Source organism: Acinetobacter amyesii, from assembly GCF_023499985.1.
Taxonomy (GTDB): domain Bacteria; phylum Pseudomonadota; class Gammaproteobacteria; order Pseudomonadales; family Moraxellaceae; genus Acinetobacter; species Acinetobacter amyesii.
In genome coordinates, this window is record NZ_JAMCOU010000039.1 from 46,416 (window position 1) to 65,029 (window position 18,614).

28 protein-coding genes and 2 pseudogenes are annotated in these 18,614 nt (G+C 43.3%); 7 read left to right on the top strand and 23 right to left on the bottom strand.

What is annotated here, in order from left to right; translation table 11 throughout:
- Positions 1 to 30 precede the first annotated feature (30 nt).
- From rplO to M5F03_RS15470, 22 genes and pseudogenes are all read right to left on the bottom strand, one after another.
- The gene (gene rplO, locus M5F03_RS15365; RefSeq protein ID WP_078189271.1) at positions 31 to 471 is read right to left on the bottom strand and encodes a 50S ribosomal protein L15; all 441 of its coding nucleotides are present in this window, start codon (positions 469 to 471) and stop codon (positions 31 to 33) included.
- Between the two features lie 3 nt (positions 472 to 474).
- Positions 475 to 651: a 50S ribosomal protein L30 gene (gene rpmD / locus M5F03_RS15370; RefSeq protein ID WP_005012961.1), complete on the bottom strand. Its 177-nt coding sequence runs from the start codon at positions 649 to 651 to the stop codon at positions 475 to 477.
- A 6-nt stretch (positions 652 to 657) separates the two neighbouring features.
- Positions 658 to 1,155 carry a 30S ribosomal protein S5 gene (gene rpsE, locus M5F03_RS15375; RefSeq protein WP_067762902.1) on the bottom strand — a complete coding sequence of 166 codons (498 nt, stop codon included), beginning with the start codon at positions 1,153 to 1,155 and terminating at the stop codon, positions 658 to 660.
- A 2-nt stretch (positions 1,156 to 1,157) separates the two neighbouring features.
- Positions 1,158 to 1,508, bottom strand: coding sequence for a 50S ribosomal protein L18 (gene rplR / locus M5F03_RS15380; RefSeq protein ID WP_067762903.1), 351 nt, complete (start codon positions 1,506 to 1,508; stop codon positions 1,158 to 1,160).
- A 14-nt stretch (positions 1,509 to 1,522) separates the two neighbouring features.
- Positions 1,523 to 2,056, bottom strand: coding sequence for a 50S ribosomal protein L6 (gene rplF, locus M5F03_RS15385; protein WP_078189272.1), 534 nt, complete (start codon positions 2,054 to 2,056; stop codon positions 1,523 to 1,525).
- Between the two features lie 13 nt (positions 2,057 to 2,069).
- Positions 2,070 to 2,465: a 30S ribosomal protein S8 gene (rpsH, locus tag M5F03_RS15390; protein WP_078189273.1), complete on the bottom strand. Its 396-nt coding sequence runs from the start codon at positions 2,463 to 2,465 to the stop codon at positions 2,070 to 2,072.
- A 12-nt stretch (positions 2,466 to 2,477) separates the two neighbouring features.
- Entirely contained in the window at positions 2,478 to 2,783 is a 306-nt protein-coding gene (rpsN, locus tag M5F03_RS15395) for a 30S ribosomal protein S14 (RefSeq protein ID WP_067762906.1), read from the bottom strand.
- 9 nt (positions 2,784 to 2,792) lie between these two features.
- Positions 2,793 to 3,329: a 50S ribosomal protein L5 gene (gene rplE, locus M5F03_RS15400; protein WP_067762907.1), complete on the bottom strand. Its 537-nt coding sequence runs from the start codon at positions 3,327 to 3,329 to the stop codon at positions 2,793 to 2,795.
- Positions 3,330 to 3,344: 15 nt separating this feature from the next.
- Positions 3,345 to 3,662: a 50S ribosomal protein L24 gene (gene rplX / locus M5F03_RS15405; RefSeq protein WP_078189274.1), complete on the bottom strand. Its 318-nt coding sequence runs from the start codon at positions 3,660 to 3,662 to the stop codon at positions 3,345 to 3,347.
- A 9-nt stretch (positions 3,663 to 3,671) separates the two neighbouring features.
- The gene (rplN, locus tag M5F03_RS15410) at positions 3,672 to 4,040 is read right to left on the bottom strand and encodes a 50S ribosomal protein L14 (RefSeq protein ID WP_005012978.1); all 369 of its coding nucleotides are present in this window, start codon (positions 4,038 to 4,040) and stop codon (positions 3,672 to 3,674) included.
- Between the two features lie 89 nt (positions 4,041 to 4,129).
- Complete coding sequence (gene rpsQ / locus M5F03_RS15415) at positions 4,130 to 4,387, bottom strand: 30S ribosomal protein S17 (RefSeq protein WP_078192456.1); 258 nt, start codon at positions 4,385 to 4,387, stop codon at positions 4,130 to 4,132.
- The gene (gene rpmC, locus M5F03_RS15420; RefSeq protein ID WP_005012982.1) at positions 4,384 to 4,581 is read right to left on the bottom strand and encodes a 50S ribosomal protein L29; all 198 of its coding nucleotides are present in this window, start codon (positions 4,579 to 4,581) and stop codon (positions 4,384 to 4,386) included. The genes rpsQ and rpmC overlap by 4 nt, the downstream gene beginning before the upstream one ends.
- Positions 4,581 to 4,994 carry a 50S ribosomal protein L16 gene (rplP, locus tag M5F03_RS15425; RefSeq protein ID WP_068909575.1) on the bottom strand — a complete coding sequence of 138 codons (414 nt, stop codon included), beginning with the start codon at positions 4,992 to 4,994 and terminating at the stop codon, positions 4,581 to 4,583. Before rplP ends, rpmC begins: the two co-directional genes overlap by 1 nt.
- Positions 4,934 to 5,750: pseudogene (gene rpsC / locus M5F03_RS15430) on the bottom strand (30S ribosomal protein S3). The gene rplP and the pseudogene rpsC overlap by 61 nt, the downstream one beginning before the upstream one ends.
- A gap of 1 nt (position 5,751) precedes the next feature.
- Positions 5,752 to 6,081, bottom strand: coding sequence for a 50S ribosomal protein L22 (rplV, locus tag M5F03_RS15435; protein ID WP_035265103.1), 330 nt, complete (start codon positions 6,079 to 6,081; stop codon positions 5,752 to 5,754).
- 11 nt (positions 6,082 to 6,092) lie between these two features.
- The gene (rpsS, locus tag M5F03_RS15440) at positions 6,093 to 6,368 is read right to left on the bottom strand and encodes a 30S ribosomal protein S19 (protein ID WP_004281508.1); all 276 of its coding nucleotides are present in this window, start codon (positions 6,366 to 6,368) and stop codon (positions 6,093 to 6,095) included.
- 19 nt (positions 6,369 to 6,387) lie between these two features.
- A complete protein-coding gene (rplB, locus tag M5F03_RS15445) occupies positions 6,388 to 7,212 on the bottom strand; it encodes a 50S ribosomal protein L2 (RefSeq protein ID WP_078189278.1) in 825 nt (274 codons plus the stop codon).
- Between the two features lie 11 nt (positions 7,213 to 7,223).
- Positions 7,224 to 7,544 carry a 50S ribosomal protein L23 gene (gene rplW, locus M5F03_RS15450; RefSeq protein ID WP_005012992.1) on the bottom strand — a complete coding sequence of 107 codons (321 nt, stop codon included), beginning with the start codon at positions 7,542 to 7,544 and terminating at the stop codon, positions 7,224 to 7,226.
- Positions 7,541 to 8,143, bottom strand: coding sequence for a 50S ribosomal protein L4 (rplD, locus tag M5F03_RS15455; RefSeq protein ID WP_078189279.1), 603 nt, complete (start codon positions 8,141 to 8,143; stop codon positions 7,541 to 7,543). Before rplD ends, rplW begins: the two co-directional genes overlap by 4 nt.
- A gap of 11 nt (positions 8,144 to 8,154) precedes the next feature.
- A complete protein-coding gene (gene rplC / locus M5F03_RS15460; protein WP_078189280.1) occupies positions 8,155 to 8,793 on the bottom strand; it encodes a 50S ribosomal protein L3 in 639 nt (212 codons plus the stop codon).
- Positions 8,794 to 8,852: 59 nt separating this feature from the next.
- On the bottom strand, positions 8,853 to 9,164 hold the full coding sequence (rpsJ, locus tag M5F03_RS15465) for a 30S ribosomal protein S10 (protein WP_000070912.1): 312 nt from the start codon (positions 9,162 to 9,164) through the stop codon (positions 8,853 to 8,855).
- Positions 9,165 to 9,432: 268 nt separating this feature from the next.
- Complete coding sequence (locus M5F03_RS15470) at positions 9,433 to 10,170, bottom strand: type 1 glutamine amidotransferase (RefSeq protein WP_249708825.1); 738 nt, start codon at positions 10,168 to 10,170, stop codon at positions 9,433 to 9,435.
- A gap of 158 nt (positions 10,171 to 10,328) precedes the next feature.
- On the opposite strand from M5F03_RS15470, the gene M5F03_RS15475 reads away from it, so the two are divergent.
- The 7 genes and pseudogenes from M5F03_RS15475 (at position 10,329) to M5F03_RS15505 (ending at position 17,289) form a co-directional block, all read left to right on the top strand.
- Positions 10,329 to 11,531 carry a PLP-dependent transferase gene (locus M5F03_RS15475; protein WP_249708826.1) on the top strand — a complete coding sequence of 401 codons (1,203 nt, stop codon included), beginning with the start codon at positions 10,329 to 10,331 and terminating at the stop codon, positions 11,529 to 11,531.
- A gap of 14 nt (positions 11,532 to 11,545) precedes the next feature.
- Entirely contained in the window at positions 11,546 to 13,129 is a 1,584-nt protein-coding gene (locus tag M5F03_RS15480; protein ID WP_249708827.1) for a helicase HerA-like domain-containing protein, read from the top strand.
- A gap of 146 nt (positions 13,130 to 13,275) precedes the next feature.
- Positions 13,276 to 14,034 (top strand): globin domain-containing protein, encoded by a 759-nt coding sequence (locus tag M5F03_RS15485; RefSeq protein ID WP_249708828.1) that lies wholly within the window; start codon positions 13,276 to 13,278, stop codon positions 14,032 to 14,034.
- 117 nt (positions 14,035 to 14,151) lie between these two features.
- Positions 14,152 to 14,595, top strand: coding sequence for an RrF2 family transcriptional regulator (locus M5F03_RS15490; RefSeq protein WP_078192461.1), 444 nt, complete (start codon positions 14,152 to 14,154; stop codon positions 14,593 to 14,595).
- A gap of 85 nt (positions 14,596 to 14,680) precedes the next feature.
- Entirely contained in the window at positions 14,681 to 15,541 is an 861-nt protein-coding gene (yihA, locus tag M5F03_RS15495) for a ribosome biogenesis GTP-binding protein YihA/YsxC (RefSeq protein ID WP_180103010.1), read from the top strand.
- Positions 15,542 to 15,698: 157 nt separating this feature from the next.
- Complete coding sequence (locus M5F03_RS15500; protein WP_180021608.1) at positions 15,699 to 16,643, top strand: metal-dependent hydrolase; 945 nt, start codon at positions 15,699 to 15,701, stop codon at positions 16,641 to 16,643.
- Between the two features lie 220 nt (positions 16,644 to 16,863).
- Positions 16,864 to 17,289: pseudogene (locus tag M5F03_RS15505) on the top strand (VOC family protein).
- On the opposite strand, the gene M5F03_RS15510 reads toward M5F03_RS15505, so the two are convergent.
- Positions 17,286 to 18,545, bottom strand: a complete 1,260-nt coding sequence (locus tag M5F03_RS15510) for a dicarboxylate/amino acid:cation symporter (RefSeq protein WP_249708829.1) — start codon at positions 18,543 to 18,545, stop codon at positions 17,286 to 17,288. The pseudogene M5F03_RS15505 and the gene M5F03_RS15510 sit on opposite strands and share 4 nt — an antisense overlap.
- Positions 18,546 to 18,614: the final 69 nt, after the last annotated feature.

Consider the following 18,614-nt stretch of genomic DNA (forward strand, 5'->3'; position numbering starts at 1 on the left):
TGTCGAACTAGGAGTCATAGACACTGGGGATTACTCCTCGACTTTACCGCCAGCAGCTTCAACAGCAGCTTTAGCGCCTTTAGTCAATGCAACACCTTGAACAGTGAACGCACGAGTAATTTCACCAGAAAGTACGATACGTGCACGTAACATATCTTTACGTACAACATTAGCAGCTTTTAAAGTTTCAAGAGACACGATGTCGCCTTCAACTTTAGCAAGTTCTGATAAACGTACTTCAGCAGTTTTCAAAGCCATTTGGCTAGTGAAACCGAATTTAGGTAAACGACGATATAACGCAGTTTGACCACCTTCGAAACCAGGACGTGTACCACCGCTCTTACGTGAGTTTTGACCTTTGACGCCACGGCCACCAGTCTTACCAACGCCAGAACCGATACCACGGCCTAAACGTAGGTTGTCACGCTTAGCACCTTCTGCAGGTGCAATTGTATTTAAACGCAGAGTCATGGCTTATTCCTCTACACTAACCATATAGTAAACTTGGTTGATCATACCACGGTTAGAAGGCGTATCTTGCACTTCAACTGTATGACCAATACGACGCAGACCTAAACCTTTAAGGCTAAGCTTGTGATTTTTCAAGCGATGCGATGAAGATTTAGTCTGGGTAACTTTAATCGTTTTCATGATTGATTACCCTTGAATTTGTGCTACTGATAAACCACGTTTCGCAGCAACTTTCTCAGGAGAAGTCATATCACGCAAACCGTTAAAAGTTGCGTTTACTACGTTAGCAGCGTTAGTAGAACCATAACACTTAGTTAATACGTTACGTACACCTACAGCTTCTAAAACTGCACGCATAGCGCCACCAGCAATTACACCAGTACCTTCAGAAGCAGGTTGCATGTAAACGCGGCTTGCACCGTGACGAGCATTGATAGGGTGCTGAACAGTACCGTCAACAAGGTCAACAGTAATCATGTTGCGACGAGCAGCTTCAAGTGCTTTAGAAATAGCAGCTGGAACTTCACGTGCTTTACCACGACCAAAACCTACGCGACCATTACCATCACCCACAACAGTTAATGCTGTGAAAGAGAAGATACGACCACCCTTAACAACTTTGGCTACACGATCAACGGCAACCAGCTTTTCAACAAGACCTTCGTTTTGTTCAACTTTAGCCATGATTAGAACTCCAAGCCGTTTTCACGAGCAGCATCAGCCAAGGCTTTGATACGACCATGATATTTGAAACCAGAACGGTCAAATGCAACTTTAGTTACACCAGCCGCTTTAGCACGTTCTGCAATTAAAGCACCAACTTTCTGAGCCGATTCAACGTTACCAGTAGTACCAGCACGTAGAGTAGCGTCTAAAGTAGAAGCTTGCGCTAATACTTTGCCACCATCTGCAGAGATAACTTGAGCATAGATGTGACGCGGAGTGCGGTTTACACACAAACGAGTCGCACCCAATGCACGGATGTGCAAGCGTGTGCTTTTCGCACGACGCAAACGGGATTGTTTCTTTTCGTTCATAAGAACCTCGCGCCTTATTTCTTCTTAGCTTCTTTACGAAGTACAACTTCGTCAGAATAACGAACACCTTTACCTTTATAAGGCTCTGGCGGACGGTAACCACGGATTTCTGCAGCAACTTGACCTAATTTAGCTTTATCAGCTGATTTAAGTACAATTTCAGTTGCAGTAGGAGTTTCTGCAGTTACACCTTCAGGAAGGTTGTAGTCGATCGGGTGAGAGAAACCAAGGTTAAGGTTAACAATGTTACCTTTAACCGCAGCTTTATAACCAACACCGATAAGCTGTAACTTACGTTCGAAACCTTCGTTAACACCTTTTACAAGGTTGTTAAGCACAGCGCGAGCAGTACCAGCCTGCATCCAAGCATCTTTAGATTCAGCTTTAGGAGCAATAACTAGAGTACCGTCTTCCTGTTTTAGCTCGACCAGCGCATGCAGGTTGAAAGACAATGTACCTTTGCTGCCTTTCACTTCGACCTGCCGGCCGTTCTGAGTAACTGTAACACCGTTAGGTACAGTTACTGGGGCTTTAGCCACACGAGACATGAGGAATCACCTATTAAGAAACAAAAGCAATAACTTCACCACCGATACCTGCAGCACGTGCAGCGCGATCAGTCATGATGCCTTTGCTTGTAGAAACAATTGCAATACCTAAACCTTGCTTAACGCTAGGAAGTGCATCTTTACCGCGATATTGACGTAGACCAGGACGGCTTACGCGTTTCACAGTATCGATAACTGGTTTGCCTTCGAAATATTTTAAAGTAATCGTTAAAGTCGCTTTGCCTTCATTGTCAGCAACAGCTACATCAGCGATATAACCTTCTTGTTGAAGTACGTTAGCAATCGCAACTTTCAACTTTGAGTTTGGCATAGAAACAGTTTGTTTCTTTGCCATTTGTGCGTTACGAACACGTGTTAGCATGTCGGCAACGGTATCTTGCATACTCATTTATAGTGCTCCTTACCAGCTTGCCTTAACAACGCCCGGTACATCACCTTGCATTACTGTTTCACGTAATTTGTTACGGCTTAAACCGAACTTACGGAAGTAACCATGAGGACGACCAGTTAAACCACAACGGTTACGTAGACGTACTGGAGACGCATTACGTGGTAATGCTTGAAATTTCATCATCGCTTCGAAACGTTCTTCGTCTGATGCATTTACGTTTGCGATAATTGCTTTTAATTCAGCACGTTTGGCAGCGTATTTAGCAACAGTAGCTTCGCGTTTCAATTCGCGATTAATCATACCTTTCTTAGCCATATCGACCTCTTATTTGAACGGGAAGCCGAATGCACGCATAAGCGCACGGCCTTCGTCATCGGTGCGAGCAGTCGTAGTGATGGTAATGTCCATACCACGAATACGATCAATCTTATCAAAATCGATTTCAGGGAACATGATTTGTTCCTTAAGACCCATTGAGTAGTTACCACGACCATCAAATGATTTCGCAGAGAAACCACGGAAGTCACGGATACGAGGGATCGCGATAGAGATCAAACGGTCTAAGAATTCGTACATACGTTCGCCACGTAAAGTAACTTTACAGCCAATCGGCCAACCATCACGGATTTTGAAACCAGCGATAGATTTACGAGCTAAAGTAAGTACTGGTTTTTGACCAGCAATTGCTTGCATATCAGAAAGAGCGCCATCTAACAATTTCTTGTCAGCTGATGCAGCACCAACACCCATGTTGATGGTAATTTTTGTAATGCGAGGGATATCCATCACATTCTTAACGCCCAATGTTTCTTTTAATTGAGCCTTAAGTTCGTCGTTGTAACGCGTTTTAAGTCTGGCCATTGCCTAGTCAACCTATTACTTCGCTACCGCCACTGATTCACCATTAGATTTGAATACGCGAGTTTTCACGCCTTCAATCACTTGGTAACCAACACGGTCAGCCTTTTGGGTTGTAGCATTAAAAATTGCCACGTTAGAGATATGAAGCTCAGCTTCTTGAGTTACGATGCCGCCTTCAGCGCCAGTAGCTCGGTTAGGCTTTTGATGCTTCGTTACCAAGTTAAGGCCTTCAACCTTAACACGGTCATTTGAAACAGACAAAACAGTACCTTGTTTGCCTTTTTCTTTACCTGCGATCACAATTACTTGATCGCCCTTTTTAATCTTAGCCATGAGTGCCTCTTATAGAACTTCAGGAGCCAATGAAATAATTTTCATGAACTGTTCAGTACGAAGTTCACGAGTCACTGGTCCGAAAATACGAGTTGCAATCGGCGCTTTGTTGTTGTTCAAAATAACAGCTGCGTTATCGTCGAAACGAATAACTGAACCATCTGCACGACGGATGCCGAATTTTGTACGTACAACTACAGCATTCATCACGTCACCTTTTTTAACACGTGCGCGTGGAATAGCTTCTTTTACAGTAACTTTAATAATGTCGCCAACAGAAGCATAACGACGATGTGAACCACCAAGTACTTTAATACATTGTACGCGGCGAGCACCACTGTTGTCTGCTACGTCGAGCATACTTTCGGTTTGAATCATTGCCCTACTCCAAAACCGAGCATCACCGGTCGCAATTTCGAAAGGCTCAAAGAGTACTCGAAATTGACCGATGATGCAAGAACGTTTAATTACTCAGCAGCAGCTTCAACAACTTCAACTAAAGTCCAAGACTTAGTTTTAGACATTGGGCGGCTTTCTTTGATGCTTACTACGTCGCCAACTTTAGCAACATTGTTTTCATCATGAGCGTGTAATTTAGTTGAACGGCGGATTAATTTGCCATACAACGGGTGTTGAACGCGGCGTTCGATAAGAACAACGATAGACTTGTCCATCTTGTCGCTAACTACTTTACCGGTTAACGTGCGAACTGTTTGTTCACTCATTGTCCGTTCCCCTGTTTTTCGGTAAGGAGGGTCTTAATACGAGCAATTGTCTTACGAGTAAGCGCAACTTCGTGCGATTTACCCAATTGACCAGTTGCTTTCGCCATACGAAGACGGAATTGGTTAAGCTGTTGCTCATCAAGCAAAGCTGTCAACTCTTCTACCGACTTTTCACGTAGATCATTAGTTTTCATTACATTACCGTCCGAGTCACGATAGTGGTTTTAAACGGAAGTTTTGCAGCAGCAAGCGTAAACGCTTCGCGAGCAAGTTCTTCGTTAACACCATCAATTTCGTACAAGACTTTACCTGGTTTGATTTGGCAAACCCAGTATTCCACAGAACCTTTACCTTTACCCATACGAACTTCTAATGGTTTTTCAGTAATTGGTTTGTCTGGGAAAACACGGATAAAGATCTTACCACCACGTTTAATACGACGGCTGATTGTACGACGCGCTGCTTCAATTTGACGTGCTGTCATTTGACCACGTTCAACTGATTTAAGTGCAATAGTACCAAAAGATACTGAGCTACCGCGATGTGCTAGACCAGTGTTACGGCCTTTTTGCACTTTACGGAATTTAGTACGTTTAGGTTGTAACATGGATTATTCTCCTTTTTCAGCAGAACGATCATTGCGACGACCACGACGCTCTTGACCTTCACCACGACCACGGCCACGTTTAGCTGGACGTTCTTCAGCTGGAGCTGGGTTCATGACTTGTTTCATGCCGCCCAAGATCTCACCACGGAAGATCCATACTTTAACGCCGATCGTACCGTAAGTAGTCTCAGCACGCATAGTAGCATAGTCGATGTCAGCACGAAGAGTATGAAGAGGTACACGACCTTCACGATACCATTCAGTACGCGCAATCTCAGCACCACCTAGACGGCCTGAAACTTCCACTTTGATACCTTTAGCACCAGCACGCATAGAGTTTTGAACCGCACGCTTCATAGCACGACGGAACATTACACGTTTTTCTAATTGAGAAGCGATTGCTTCAGCAACTAAACGAGCGTCTAAATCTGGGCGATCGATTTCGTTGATACTTACTTGCGCAGGAACACCCATAATGGCTGTTAATTCGCGTTGTAATTTCTCAATGTCTTCGCCTTTTTTACCGATCACGATACCAGGACGTGCAGTGCTAATAGTTACTTTAGCTGCGCCTGTAGGGCGTTCGATAAGAATATTGCTCACCATCGCATTCTTAAGTTTTTTAGTTAAAAACTCACGAACTTGAAGATCTTTTAGCAAATATTCAGCATATTGTTTCGGATTCGCATACCAGTTAGCGTTATGACGTTTCACAACACCTAGGCGGATACCGATTGGATGAACCTTCTGACCCATATCAAACCCCTACCTTAACGGTAATGTGACAAGTACGCTTAGTAATACGATCTGCACGGCCTTTAGCACGTGGCAAAATACGTTTCAGGCTCATGCCTTCATCAACGTAGATCGTAGAAACTTTAAGGTCGTCTACATCTAAACTGTTATTGTGTTCAGCGTTTGCAATCGCAGATTCCAATGCTTTTTTAACTAAAACTGCAGCTTTTTTGTTGCTGAAGTTTAAGATATTTAAAGCATGCGCAACAGATTTGCCGCGAATTAGGTCTGCAACCAAACGTGCTTTTTGTGCCGAGATAGCGGCACCGCGTAATTTAGCAGTTACTTCCATCATAGCACCTATTAACGTTTAGACTTCTTGTCAACACCGTGACCACGATAGGTACGAGTTGGCGCGAATTCACCTAATTTATGACCAACCATATGCTCAGATACAATCACTGGAACATGGTTACGGCCATTGTGTACAGAAATTGTTAGACCAACAAAATCCGGTAAGATCATCGAACGACGCGACCAAGTTTTGATCGGCTTACGGTTATTAGCCGCGATAGCCGCTTCAACCTTAGCGAACAAGTGCGCATCGACGAATGGGCCTTTTTTCAGAGAACGAGGCATTGTCAGATTCCTTTACTTGTTACTTAACGCGACGGTCGCGAATGATCATCTTAGTCGTACGCTTGTTGGTACGTGTTTTGTACCCTTTAGCTTTTTGACCCCATGGACTTACAGGTTGAATACCTTTGTTACGTCCTTCACCACCACCATGTGGATGGTCTACTGGGTTCATCGCCATACCACGTACGGTAGGACGAACGCCACGCCAGCGTGATGCACCTGCTTTACCAAGTGAACGAAGGTTGCTTTCTGAGTTAGAAACTTCACCTAACACAGCACGGCATTCAACGTGTACTTTACGCATTTCGCCTGAACGAAGACGAATGATAGCGTAAGAACCGTCACGACCCAACAATTGAGCAGATGTACCAGCAGAACGTACTAATTGTGCGCCTTTACCGATTTTAAGCTCGATGTTGTGAAGAGTAGAACCGATAGGCATGTTGCGAAGTGGTAAGCAGTTACCTGGACGGATTGGAGCATCGTTACCAGATTGAACTTGATCACCAGCGCGAAGGCCTTTAGGTGCAATAATATAGCGACGTTCACCGTCAGCATATTTCAATAAAGCAATATGAGCTGTACGGTTTGGATCGTATTCAATACGCTCAACTACAGCAGGGATGCTGTCTTTGTTACGTTTGAAGTCTACGATACGGTAGTGCTGTTTATGACCACCACCAACGTGACGAGTTGTAATGTGACCGTTGTTATTACGACCGCCAGTACGTTTTTTAGCTTCAACCAACGGAGCATATGGCGCGCCTTTGTGAAGGTGGTTATGAACCACTTTCTCTACAAAGCGACGTCCTGGAGACGTTGGCTTACATTTTTGAATCGGCATAATTTTCGTCCTTATTCCGCTGCGTTTTCAGCGGTATCGCCCAAGTCAGCCATTTCAACATCTTGGCCAGCTTTCAGGGTGACGTATGCTTTTTTAACATCAGAACGACGTCCTAATGTTTTACCAAAGCGTTTAGTCTTACCTTTAGTGATCGTTGTGTTAACTTTAACAACTTGAACACCAAATAGTTGCTCAACAGCTTTTTTGATTTCAAGTTTGTTTGCATCTAGTGCAACTTTGAACACTTGAACACCAGCAGTTTCGCCTAAAACTTGTGCTTTTTCTGAGAATACAGGTCCTTGTAGGACTTGATAGATACGTTCGTTGTTCATCCGAGTTCTACCTCAATTTTCTTAGCAGCAGCAACAGACATAACAACTTTATCGAACGCGATCAAGCTAACAGGATCGATTGCAGCAGCATCAACCACATCAACGTGTGGAATGTTGCGAGCAGCAAGATACAAGTTCTCATCAACAGCATCTGTAACGATTAATGCACGAGGTGCATTCAAGTCGTTAAGTTTTGCAAGCAATTCTTTAGTTTTTGGAGCTGCAACAGCAATCTCTTCAACTAAAACAAGGCGATCTTGACGAACAAGCTCAGCCAGGATGCATTGCATAGCACCGCGATACATTTTACGGTTTACTTTTTGAGACCAGTCTTGTGGACGAGCAGCAAAAGTTTTACCACCGCCAACCCAGATTGGGCTACGAATAGAACCAGCACGAGCGCGGCCAGTACCTTTTTGACGGAAAGGTTTTTTACCACCGCCAGAAACGTCAGCACGTGATTTTTGCGCTTTAGAACCTTGACGACCACCAGCTAAGTAAGCTGTAACAACTTGGTGTACAAGAGCTTCGTTAAAATCACGACCAAACGCAACTTCAGATAACTCAACAGCAGAGCCGGAAACAGTATTTAAATTCACGTTATTTCCCCTCAGGCCTTGATAGTAGGACGAACAGTAACGTCGCCACCAGTAGCACCAGGAACCGCGCCTTTAACAACTAGAACTGAACGTTCTGCGTCGATAGCAACGATTTCAAGACCCTGTGTAGTTACACGTTCAGCACCTAAGTGACCAGGCATTTTTTTGCCTTTGAACACGCGACCAGGAGTCTGGTTTTGACCTGTAGAACCGATAACACGGTGAGATACAGAGTTACCATGTGTAGCGTCTTGAGTACGGAAGTTCCAACGCTTAACACCACCTTGGAAACCTTTACCTTTAGATGTACCAGTAACGTCAACAATTTGACCCACTGTGAACACATCTACACCAATAGTTCCGCCAACTTCACGACCTTCAAGATCAGCTTCTGTAGCGCGGAATTCTTGAACTAGACGACCAGCAGCAACACCAGCTTTCGCAAAGTGACCTTTCTGAGCGTTAGTTACGCGAGATTCGCGACGTTCACCAGTAGTGATTTGAATCGCTTGATAACCATCAGTTTCAAGCGTTTTGATTTGTGTGATGCGGTTAGGATCAACCTCAATCACTGTTACAGGTACAGAAACACCAGCATCTGTAAAGATACGTGTCATACCGCACTTGCGACCGACTAAACCAATAGCCATGTGCATAAACCTCTAAAAAAGCGGCCTAATTAACTTAGAGCGTTAATTAACCGAAAGCCTTAACCCAAAGCGATCTGAACATCAACACCAGCTGCAAGATCTAACTTCATCAATGCATCAACAGTTTTATCTGTAGGTTGAACGATGTCGATCAAACGTTTGTAAGTGCGGATCTCGTATTGGTCACGCGCATCTTTGTTAACGTGTGGTGATGTTAAAACGTTAAAACGTTCGATACGTGTAGGCATCGGGATTGGACCACAAACTTGTGCACCAGTACGTTTTGCTGTTTCTACGATTTCTTGAGCTGATTGATCAATTAAACGGTGATCAAAAGACTTAAGACGGATACGAATTCTCTGGTTAGACATACCAGTTAACTCCAAGCCAAATATATAAAGAATCACCCTTGACGCATCTCACCCCACTTTAAAAGAGGCAAGTGTCAAGAGCAGTGAAATATCACTAAGGTCACGATCGATGCCGTGACTGTCACGATGTTAACTACTTTATTCGTAGCTAACCCCCTTCATCAAAGGGTCGCCCATTATAGCTATTGTTTAATGCATAAGCAAATCCCTTTTGCTGTTTTTCTTATATTTTTCATTTTTTATGCAAGATCAATTGCTTAACTTTTAATCAATAGGCATTTTTTCTTAACACATACTCTATTGCTTGGTTTAGTATTTGATTTCCCTCAATAAATTTGTTTTTTGCGCTTTTCCGTAAATCATGTACTGGCTGTACATGTGTTCCTGAAAAATATGCCACTTCTTCATCATTTTCCAAAAATAAATCGAGTACTTCAGGAGTAATTTCAGGATGAAATTGGAAGCCCAAAACATTTTGTCCGATTTGATACATTTGATTACGACATGCATCATTTTCCGCCAGTAATACCGCTCCTTTGGGAATTTCAAATGTTTCACTGTGCCACTGCATGACTTTAAACTCTTCAGGTAGTTTGAAACAGTCATGCGGTACGTTATCGACCTTACGGATGGTCGTCCACCCCAATTCTTGTTGTACATTTCGACTCACCGCACCACCCAAAGCATTAGCAATCAATTGCCCACCTAAACAAAGCCCGATTGCGGGTTTACCGAGGGCTAAATAGCGTCGCAGCCAACGCTTTTCTATTTTTAACCATGGGAAATTGGCCTCATCATTTACGCTCATGGTTCCACCCATAATGATAAGTAAATCGACATCTTCAACATGCGGCAAAGCCTCGAGATCTAAGGCTTGATCGACAGGTAATGCAAAGAATTCTGTGGCCGTAATTTTGGCCTGATGCTGTTTTAAAAATTCATAACAACTGCCGAACCCTTCGCCAGCAATATGCTGAAAATAATGTACTTTTAAATGCGACTTCATGCGCTAAACCTATTGTTGTTGCTCTGATATCGGTTTTGCAAGAATGAAGCCAACTTTGCTTTTCACTTAATTTTCTATACAAAAGCATCGTAAATCCATGCTTTTTAGTCGTATTCTTTTGAACATTCATTATTATTTTGATCATTTCAGAGCGCCACGTGAAAAAGAATCCTCAAACTGAACTCATTCATGCACCAAGAAAGGCACCGCAATACATCAATAGTGTTCAACCTCCCCTGTTTCGTGCATCCACTATAATTTTCGAAAATACAGATGCGCTATTTAATCGCCATTGGACTGATGATTATGACTATAGCTATGGCACACATGGTACCCCCACGACATTTACCCTAGGCGATCAGATTGCTCAGATTGAAGGTGGCTTGTATCACTTACTCGCACCAAGCGGTTTGTCTGCAATTAATTTGGTCAATTCATGTTTTTTAAGTCAAGGGGATGAAGTGTGGGTCGCAGATAATATCTATGGCCCAAATATGGAACATCTGCGTAACCTAGAAACCCGCTATGGCATCGTGGTCAAGGTTTATAACCCGATTGATGTCGATTCATTTAGCCCTTCAGCGCAAGCCAAGCTTATCTGGTTAGAAGCGGCGGGTTCTGTCACTTTAGAGTTTCCAGATTTAGTCGGCTTGGTCAAAAAAGCTCAAGCGCAGAACATTCTCACTGCGCTGGACAATACGTGGGGCGCAGGACTTGCCTTTAATGCTTTTGATTTTAGTGCTGAGCACCTGGGTGTCGATATCAGTGTGCATGCCTTGACCAAATACCCAAGTGGCGGCGGGGATATTTTGATGGGTTCGGTAATTACACGAGATAAAAAGCTTCATCACAAACTGTTTCGTGCGCACGCCATTCAAGGCATTAGTATCTCTGGTGATGACGCCGCGCAAGTACAACGCAGTCTGGCTTCTATGCGCCTGCGCTATGAACACCAGTCACAAAGTGCTTTAACTTTATTAAATTGGCTAAAACAGCAACCAACCTTTGTACAGGTTTTACATCCTGCTGATGAAGCTTCCGCAGGACATCAGTATTGGAAAGAAATTTGTACAGAACAACACAGTGCCGGCTTGGTCAGCGTGGTATTTAATGAAAAATATAGGTTGCAAGATGTACGCCGCTTTTGCGATGCGCTGAAACTATTTAAGCTCGGTTTTAGCTGGGGTGGTCCAGTCAGTTTAGTCATGCTATATAACTTAAAAGATATGCGTATACTCGAACATTCACACATTCAAGCTGGCTTACTTGTTCGCTTTTGTATAGGACTAGAACATCCTGCAGATTTAATACAAGATATAGAAAACGCACTACAACATTTAAATAAACAGCAACTCGAATAAATACAGGAACATCTATGGGTACACCAATAATTATTGGCAAAAAAACACAAGACACCACACAGGATGTGGTGCTTCATTCACAATTTGCAAACCGCCATGGTTTGATTGCTGGGGCCACAGGTACTGGTAAGACGGTGACGTTGAAGGTGTTGGCAGAAAGTTTTTCTCGGCTGGGTGTACCTGTATTTTTAGCTGATGCCAAAGGGGATGTTTCTAGCCTTGCCAAAGCAGGTGAAAGCAATCCTAAGTTTGACGAACGAATTAAAAGTTTAAATATCGAGAGCATTCCTTTTGCTGCCTCCCCAGTGGTGTTTTGGGATTTGTTCGGTGAACAAGGACATCCCATTCGCACCACCATTTCTGAAATTGGCCCACTGCTCCTTGCCCGAATTCTCAACTTAAATGACACGCAAGAAGGTGTGTTATCTGCGGTCTTTCGTATTGCCGATGATCAGGGCTTATTGCTCATCGACTTTAAAGACTTAAAAGCCATGATCAGCTACGTCAGTGAACATGCAGCAGAATTTAAAAATGAATATGGCAATTTATCACCTGCAAGCTTAGGTGCAATTCAACGTAATTTGCTCGCATTGGCAGATCAAGGTGGTGACAAGTTTTTTGGTGAGCCTGCGCTCAATATCATGGATTTCATTCAAACGGATGAGCAAGGTCGTGGCAACATCAACCTGCTCGCAGCCGACAAGTTAATGAATACCCCTAAGCTCTATGCGACTTTCTTACTTTGGATGCTGTCAGAACTATTTGAACAATTGCCCGAAGTTGGAGATATGGATAAACCCAAACTGGTGTTCTTCTTCGATGAAGCGCATTTATTATTTGATAATGCCAGCCCTGCTTTACAAGAAAAGATTGAACAAGTGGTTCGTCTGATTCGCTCTAAAGGGGTCGGCATTTACTTTGTAACGCAAAATCCACTTGACTTACCTGAAAGTGTTTTAGGCCAACTGGGTAACCGCGTTCAGCATGCGCTACGTGCATTTACCCAGAAAGATCAGAAAGCTGTTAAGACGGCAGCAGATACTTTCCGAGCCAATCCTGCGTTTAAAGTCGATCAAGTAATTACGGAACTGGCTGTAGGTGAAGCATTAATTAGCTGTTTAGATGAACAAGGCACACCACAAATCGTTGAACGTGCTTGGGTGATGCCACCCTACTCTTCATTTAGCCCAATTGCTGTAGAAGAACGCAAAGCACTCATGGCAAATAGCGTTGTTGCAGGTGTGTATGACACCGAAGCAGACCGTGAAAGTGCCTATGAACTTTTACAAAATAAAGTGGCGGAGCGCCAACAACAAGCCGTCCAAGCGGAACAAGATAAAATAGAAGCCAAAGAACAAGAAGCATTGGCCAAACAACAAGCAAAAGAAGCAGATGCACTCGCCAAACAGCAAGCACGTGAACAAGAACGCCTTGCGCGCGAACAACAAAAAGAAGCTGAGCGTTCAGCCAAACAACGTGAAAAACTGATTCAAGACACGGTAGGAACTTTTGCAAAAAGTGCGGCACGCAGCTTGGGTGGGTCGACAGGTCAGAAAATCGTACGCGGTTTGCTAGGTTCACTGTTTGGTAAAAAATAATTCGCCATTACGATTATCTATGCTGAATTTATGGGATATTTTAATATCCCATATTTTTTTTATGGTTTTATAGATAAGACGTATTGCAAATGCATTTTTAAATATGTATTTTAAATACATCTTATAACTCTCATAGAAGTTTCAACATGACTCCACAACACATTGAACTTGTAAAAGCGACTGTTCCTGTACTGCGTGAAAATGGTGTAGCGCTTACGAGCTATTTCTATAAACGCATGTTGAACAACAATCCCGATCTGAAAAATGTGTTCAACCTTGACCACCAAAGTACCGGTCGTCAGCCTCGTGCCCTTGCTGCAGCAGTGTTGGCATATGCAGAACATATTGAAAATCCAAGCGTATTAGCAAAAGCCATTGAACACATCACCACGAAACATGTGAGTTTAGATATCAAGCCTGAACAATATTCGATTGTGGGTGAAAACCTTTTACATTCAATCAGCGAAGTGCTTGATGTTCCAATGGAATCAGACTTAATCGCTGCATGGAAAGCTGCGTATTTACAATTGGCTGATATTCTTATTGGTGTCGAAAAATCTAAATACGAAGCGTTGGCTGCCAAAAATGGTGGTTGGGCTGGCTGGCGTGCATTCGTCATTCGCCAAGTTGAAACCACTGAAGCGGGGCAGCGTTTTACGATTGCTGCACAAGATGGACAAGCAGTTGTCGCAGCCAAAGCAGGTCAGTACATTTCAGTCAAAGTAAAAGTACCAGGCCATGACATTGAGCAGCCACAACAATATAAATTTGATGCAGACCAAAGTGGCAACCAATTTGTATTTGAAGTTAAACCTGAAGAAAACCACACAGAGTATTCGGTCTCTAATATTTTGCTTAACCACTATAAAGCGGGTGATCTCGTTCAAGTTTCTGCACCACTTTAAATTTTTTAAATTCAATTTTGAGTTTAAATTAAAGCTAAATGAATGTTTTTTAATGAAAGTTCCTTTCGGGGGACTTTCAAGCTACACTAACAGCGTTCAAGTTAAATTCAGACCTGTATGCAACTCAATAAATTCACCGATTATGCATTACGCATTTTGCTCTATATCGCACGTCCTCGTGATGTGCCTTATAACATTGCTGAAATTGCAGAAGACCTGCACGTTTCGCGTAATCACTTGGTGAAAATTGTGCATTTTATGGCAAAGCAAAACTGGTTAATCACCAGCCGCGGCAAAGGTGGCGGCATCCGCCTTAACCCTGAAGCACTTGAGGCTCAGCTCGGTCAAATCGTACGGATTTTGCAAGGTAATCACCAGATTGTTGAATGCAATGACCCACCCTGCGTACTGCGCAGTCAGTGTGGTTTAAAAAGCATCTTAGACCAAGCTTTAGAACAGTTTTATCAAAGTCTCGATCAGTACAAACTTGCCGATGTCTTGCAACCAAGTAGCGCATCTAAATTTACAACACAATCTCCAATTCAAATGATCAATCTCTAATTTTACTTTGCCTGCGACAAAATTCGCTTGCCTGCCCGACTTCCTTTATAATGCGTGTTGTTAAATCAGTTATTGAAGTTGGGTTATGCATCAGCACAGAGGAAAATCACGAAACAGTAAAGCGGCCAATGCGCCGAAGCAAAAGATTACTTATGAGAAAAAAGTAGACTCTGCGATTACTGAATATGCTGTGCGCTCGCTCAACTGGCTACGCAAAGCTGAGTTCTTAATGAGTGCACCTAAACTCAACCTCTGCGTTGAAGATACCGGCTATGAAATTGCCTTTGCAGGTCGCTCTAATGCAGGTAAGTCGAGTGCCATTAATGCGCTCACTAACCAGAAACAATTGGCTCGTGCATCGAAAAAACCGGGTCGTACCCAAATGATCAACTTTTTCAGTTTAGGAAATCCTGATCAGCGTTTGGTCGACTTACCGGGTTATGGCTATGCTGCTGTACCTGAAGCGATGAAAATCGTGTGGCAAAAAGAGCTAGAAAACTATCTAATACACCGTGAAAGTTTACAAGGTCTTGTGCTGTTGATGGACATCCGTCATCCACTACAACACTTTGATGTCATGATGTTGGAATGGGCACATTCACGTAAATTGTTCGTGCATGTACTGCTCACCAAATCAGATAAACTAAACCGTGGCCCAGCCTCTAAAGCACTACAAGAAGTGAAAGCAGCATTGAAAAAAATGAAGCTGAACTTCTCTATCCAATTGTTCTCATCATTGAATAAACAAGGTTTAGAAGAGTTAGCGAGTGTCATGGCGGGTCGTCTTAACTTCACTTTAGAACAATCAACAGAGTTTGATCTCGATAGCATTCCTGAAGCATCCGAAGATGATATTGAAATCGATGCAGATGCGGAAACATTCGATGACGTCGATACAACATCTGAAGATTTACCCCAAGCTGAAGGCAAAAATTCAGACCACTAATCCAGTAATTTTAAAGTCAGCGCAAGGATGATTGTCTGACAAAAAGTATCATCTGAAGATAATGAAATGTCCTGTATTGCTAATCACAATGCAGGATTTTTTTTGGATACTGAATACATCAGATGTGCACTCGATCACATAAAAACAAGGATAGGTCATGAAATTACTCTCCCGCTTGAAAAACACAAAACTTGGATCATCAATCGAATATAAAATTAAACCACGTAAAGTGAAATTTGAGTGGCAAGATACCCAAGTTGACTGGGTGCCCAACCAACCTTTTGTCAGCTATTTTATTAATGAAATTAACATGATCTTACCGGCTGGTGAGTTTTGGTTTTGCCGTCTGTATAACAAAGTATTGCCACAAATTAGAGATGAAAAACTAGCCGAGGACGTTAAAGCATTTATCCGCCAAGAAGCTATGCATGCTCAGGCGCATAACTCTGCCAATAAAGAATATCTGTCTCAGCGCAATATCAGTATTCAACGCAACCTCGAAATCATGGACTTTCTCTTTGGCAAACTGCTTGCAGACCAACCTTTAGGGCTCAACGTACCCAAAGCTTTAGATCATCAATGGGATCTCTTTCGTTTAGGGGTGATTGCAACGGTTGAACACATGACCTGTGTACTAGGCAAATATGCTTTATATAATAAAGAGTGGGAACGCCTCGGTGCCGATCCGAATATGCTCGATCTAGTAAAATGGCATGGTGCAGAAGAAATAGAGCATCGTACCGTGGCCTTTGATTTGTATCGTCATCTCGGTGGGGGCTATATTTCTCGCTATTATCAAAGTGTGATCGTGATTGCAGCCGTACTTGGTCTATGGGTCGATGGTGCAGCACATATCATGCAGCAAGACTCGCGCTATGCATCGATTAAACCTGCCGTATATAAACCGTGGATTTGGCGTGAATGGGCGCGTATCGCGCAAAAAGACAATCGCTTATTGCCACATCCACTTTGGTTAGTGTCGCAGCAATTGGGGTATTTAATGCCTTGGTACGATCCTGTGCATGAAGCAAAAACGGAAGATGCGATTGCATACCTCGACAACTCTCCTGCTGCAAAACGTGCCGCACTGAAAGTTGCATAAACACCATTTAAAATCTGTATTAAGCAGGGTTCGCCCTGCTTTTTTTTGTGCTCACATCCATTACGCTCCGTTTTTTATTGAGCAATCAACAAACTCAAGATGGATAGGCTCATAAGTTCGAGGTTTAAAGTACAGTTCTTCCGAACTCCCTATTCTCTTTAAAATGCATTTATACTCAGCCTCATCCTAAAATAAAAATAAGCCATTCAAGAGCATCTCCATGCACGCTCACATCTCCGTCATTACACTGGCCGTGAAAGATTTACATGCTGCATTCGCGTTTTATCAGGAGGGTTTAGGTCTGAATAGCGCGGGGATTATTGGGACTGAATTTAAACATGGCGCTGTGGCATTTTTTGATTTACAACACGGTTTAAAGCTCGCACTCTGGCCACAAGACAGCCTTAGTCATGACACCAGAATTAGTGCATCAGCGTTTTGTCCAACTTAAATGTCTCTGGGACATAACGTTAACAGTCCCGCAGCCGTCGATCAAATCATGCAACAAACCCAACGCGCAGGTGCAAAAACTATTAAGCCCGCACAGCCCACGTTTTACGGTGGTTATGCAGGCTATTTTCAAGACTTAGATGGACATCTGTGGGAGATCGTCTACAACCCACATTTTAGTTCTTTATCTGCTTAATTCGACAACGCTGGTTCATCTACATCTCGCGTATGACGATCCACCACCACACTAATCATCATATCGCCCTGTACGTTCACCACAGTCCGTACCGTATCTAATAAGCGGTCAATCGGCAGTAAAATCGCAATGGCTTCCGCAGGGAGCCCGACCGATTGTAAAACCATAATCATCGTCACCATTCCAGCACTTGGAATACCCGGCGCACCGAGTGAAGCAATCATGGCGGTTGCACAGACAATTAACTGCTGCCCCAAGGTTAAATCTAAGCCCATCAAGTTGGCAATAAATAATGCCGCAGCAGCTTCATACAGCGCCGTACCATCCATATTCAATTGCGTACCCAATGGAATCACAAAACCTGCTGTTTGAGGACGGACACCTAAATTTTCCTGCGCACATTTCATCGAGAGTGGCATCGTTGCTGAACTTGAACTGGTTGCAAAAGCAGTGATTAAGGCAGCTCGTGTTCCTCTAAAAAATGTCAGTGGGCTCATTTTCCCAAAAATCCATAGCAGCAGAGGTAACACCACTGCCCCATGGAAAATCGTCGTCCCTGTGACTACGGCAGCAAACTCCGCGAGGCGACTCAACACCGAAATATCTTCTGTAGCAATCAATTTAGCCAATAATGCAAAAATACCAATCGGTGCAAGCTTCATCACCCAGCCGATGATCATCATCATGATGTCGAAAAATTGCTGACTGAGCTTTCTCACGCTTCGGAACTTTTCACCGCCTTTGACCAAGGCCACACCTAGAAATAGTGAAAACACCACGACTGCGAGTACATTGCCATCACTAAAGGCTTTAAACGGATTAATCAGTGTATTTTGAATAAAATTGGTAAAGAATGAACCTGCTGTGAGGGTGTCAGGACTTTGATGCTGTTGCATTGCATCTTGGAACATGACGATGTCCACGCCCTGCCCGACTTTAAAAATATGCGCGCATGCTAGACCCAAGATCAGTGCCAAAGTTGTGGTAGTGACACAGCACGCTAAGGTAATTTTCCACGTACGACTCAGCTGACCACCTGCCTGTAAATTCGATACCCCCACCACGATCGAACTAAAGATCAGCGGAACCAAGATCATTTTCAGCAAACCAATAAAAATACTACTGGCAATCCCCAAGCCATACAGGCTGGCAGACAAAAAATGCGTCTCTGGAAACTGAATTAATAAAAAGCCAAATGCCACACCCAATATTGCGGCAATTAAAATCTGCGTATTTAAGCTCATTGTGCCTTGCATTTATCATCCTTTATTCAGGCACTATGCCATGCGACCCACCGGGAATCGAGGAATTTTTTGTCACATGTA

Excerpts from the sequence above, each read along its gene's own strand:
- rplP (WP_068909575.1), bottom strand. The coding sequence starts at position 4,994 with ATGTTACAACCTAAACGTACTAAATTCCGTAAAGTGCAAAAAGGCCGT.
- rpsH (WP_078189273.1), bottom strand. The coding sequence starts at position 2,465 with ATGAGTATGCAAGATACCGTTGCCGACATGCTAACACGTGTTCGTAAC.
- rplR (WP_067762903.1), bottom strand. The coding sequence starts at position 1,508 with ATGAACGAAAAGAAACAATCCCGTTTGCGTCGTGCGAAAAGCACACGC.
- M5F03_RS15500 (WP_180021608.1), top strand. The coding sequence starts at position 15,699 with ATGAAATTACTCTCCCGCTTGAAAAACACAAAACTTGGATCATCAATC.
- rpmC (WP_005012982.1), bottom strand. The coding sequence starts at position 4,581 with ATGAAAACTAATGATCTACGTGAAAAGTCGGTAGAAGAGTTGACAGCT.
- rplW (WP_005012992.1), bottom strand. The coding sequence starts at position 7,544 with ATGAACAACGAACGTATCTATCAAGTCCTACAAGGACCTGTATTCTCA.
- rpsE (WP_067762902.1), bottom strand. The coding sequence starts at position 1,155 with ATGGCTAAAGTTGAACAAAACGAAGGTCTTGTTGAAAAGCTGGTTGCC.
- M5F03_RS15490 (WP_078192461.1), top strand. The coding sequence starts at position 14,152 with ATGCAACTCAATAAATTCACCGATTATGCATTACGCATTTTGCTCTAT.
- rpsJ (WP_000070912.1), bottom strand. The coding sequence starts at position 9,164 with ATGTCTAACCAGAGAATTCGTATCCGTCTTAAGTCTTTTGATCACCGT.
- rplF (WP_078189272.1), bottom strand. The coding sequence starts at position 2,056 with ATGTCTCGTGTGGCTAAAGCCCCAGTAACTGTACCTAACGGTGTTACA.
- rplB (WP_078189278.1), bottom strand. The coding sequence starts at position 7,212 with ATGCCGATTCAAAAATGTAAGCCAACGTCTCCAGGACGTCGCTTTGTA.
- rplC (WP_078189280.1), bottom strand. The coding sequence starts at position 8,793 with ATGGCTATTGGTTTAGTCGGTCGCAAGTGCGGTATGACACGTATCTTT.
- M5F03_RS15470 (WP_249708825.1), bottom strand. The coding sequence starts at position 10,170 with ATGAAGTCGCATTTAAAAGTACATTATTTTCAGCATATTGCTGGCGAA.
- rpmD (WP_005012961.1), bottom strand. The coding sequence starts at position 651 with ATGAAAACGATTAAAGTTACCCAGACTAAATCTTCATCGCATCGCTTG.
- rplE (WP_067762907.1), bottom strand. The coding sequence starts at position 3,329 with ATGGCCAGACTTAAAACGCGTTACAACGACGAACTTAAGGCTCAATTA.
- M5F03_RS15480 (WP_249708827.1), top strand. The coding sequence starts at position 11,546 with ATGGGTACACCAATAATTATTGGCAAAAAAACACAAGACACCACACAG.
- rpsN (WP_067762906.1), bottom strand. The coding sequence starts at position 2,783 with ATGGCTAAGAAAGGTATGATTAATCGCGAATTGAAACGCGAAGCTACT.
- rpsQ (WP_078192456.1), bottom strand. The coding sequence starts at position 4,387 with ATGAGTGAACAAACAGTTCGCACGTTAACCGGTAAAGTAGTTAGCGAC.
- rplO (WP_078189271.1), bottom strand. The coding sequence starts at position 471 with ATGACTCTGCGTTTAAATACAATTGCACCTGCAGAAGGTGCTAAGCGT.
- rplN (WP_005012978.1), bottom strand. The coding sequence starts at position 4,040 with ATGATTCAAACCGAAAGTATGCTCGACGTAGCAGACAACAGTGGTGCT.
- yihA (WP_180103010.1), top strand. The coding sequence starts at position 14,681 with ATGCATCAGCACAGAGGAAAATCACGAAACAGTAAAGCGGCCAATGCG.
- rpsS (WP_004281508.1), bottom strand. The coding sequence starts at position 6,368 with ATGCCTCGTTCTCTGAAAAAAGGCCCATTCGTCGATGCGCACTTGTTC.
- M5F03_RS15485 (WP_249708828.1), top strand. The coding sequence starts at position 13,276 with ATGACTCCACAACACATTGAACTTGTAAAAGCGACTGTTCCTGTACTG.
- rplX (WP_078189274.1), bottom strand. The coding sequence starts at position 3,662 with ATGGCTAAGATTAAAAAGGGCGATCAAGTAATTGTGATCGCAGGTAAA.
- rplV (WP_035265103.1), bottom strand. The coding sequence starts at position 6,081 with ATGGAAGTAACTGCTAAATTACGCGGTGCCGCTATCTCGGCACAAAAA.
- M5F03_RS15510 (WP_249708829.1), bottom strand. The coding sequence starts at position 18,545 with ATGCAAGGCACAATGAGCTTAAATACGCAGATTTTAATTGCCGCAATA.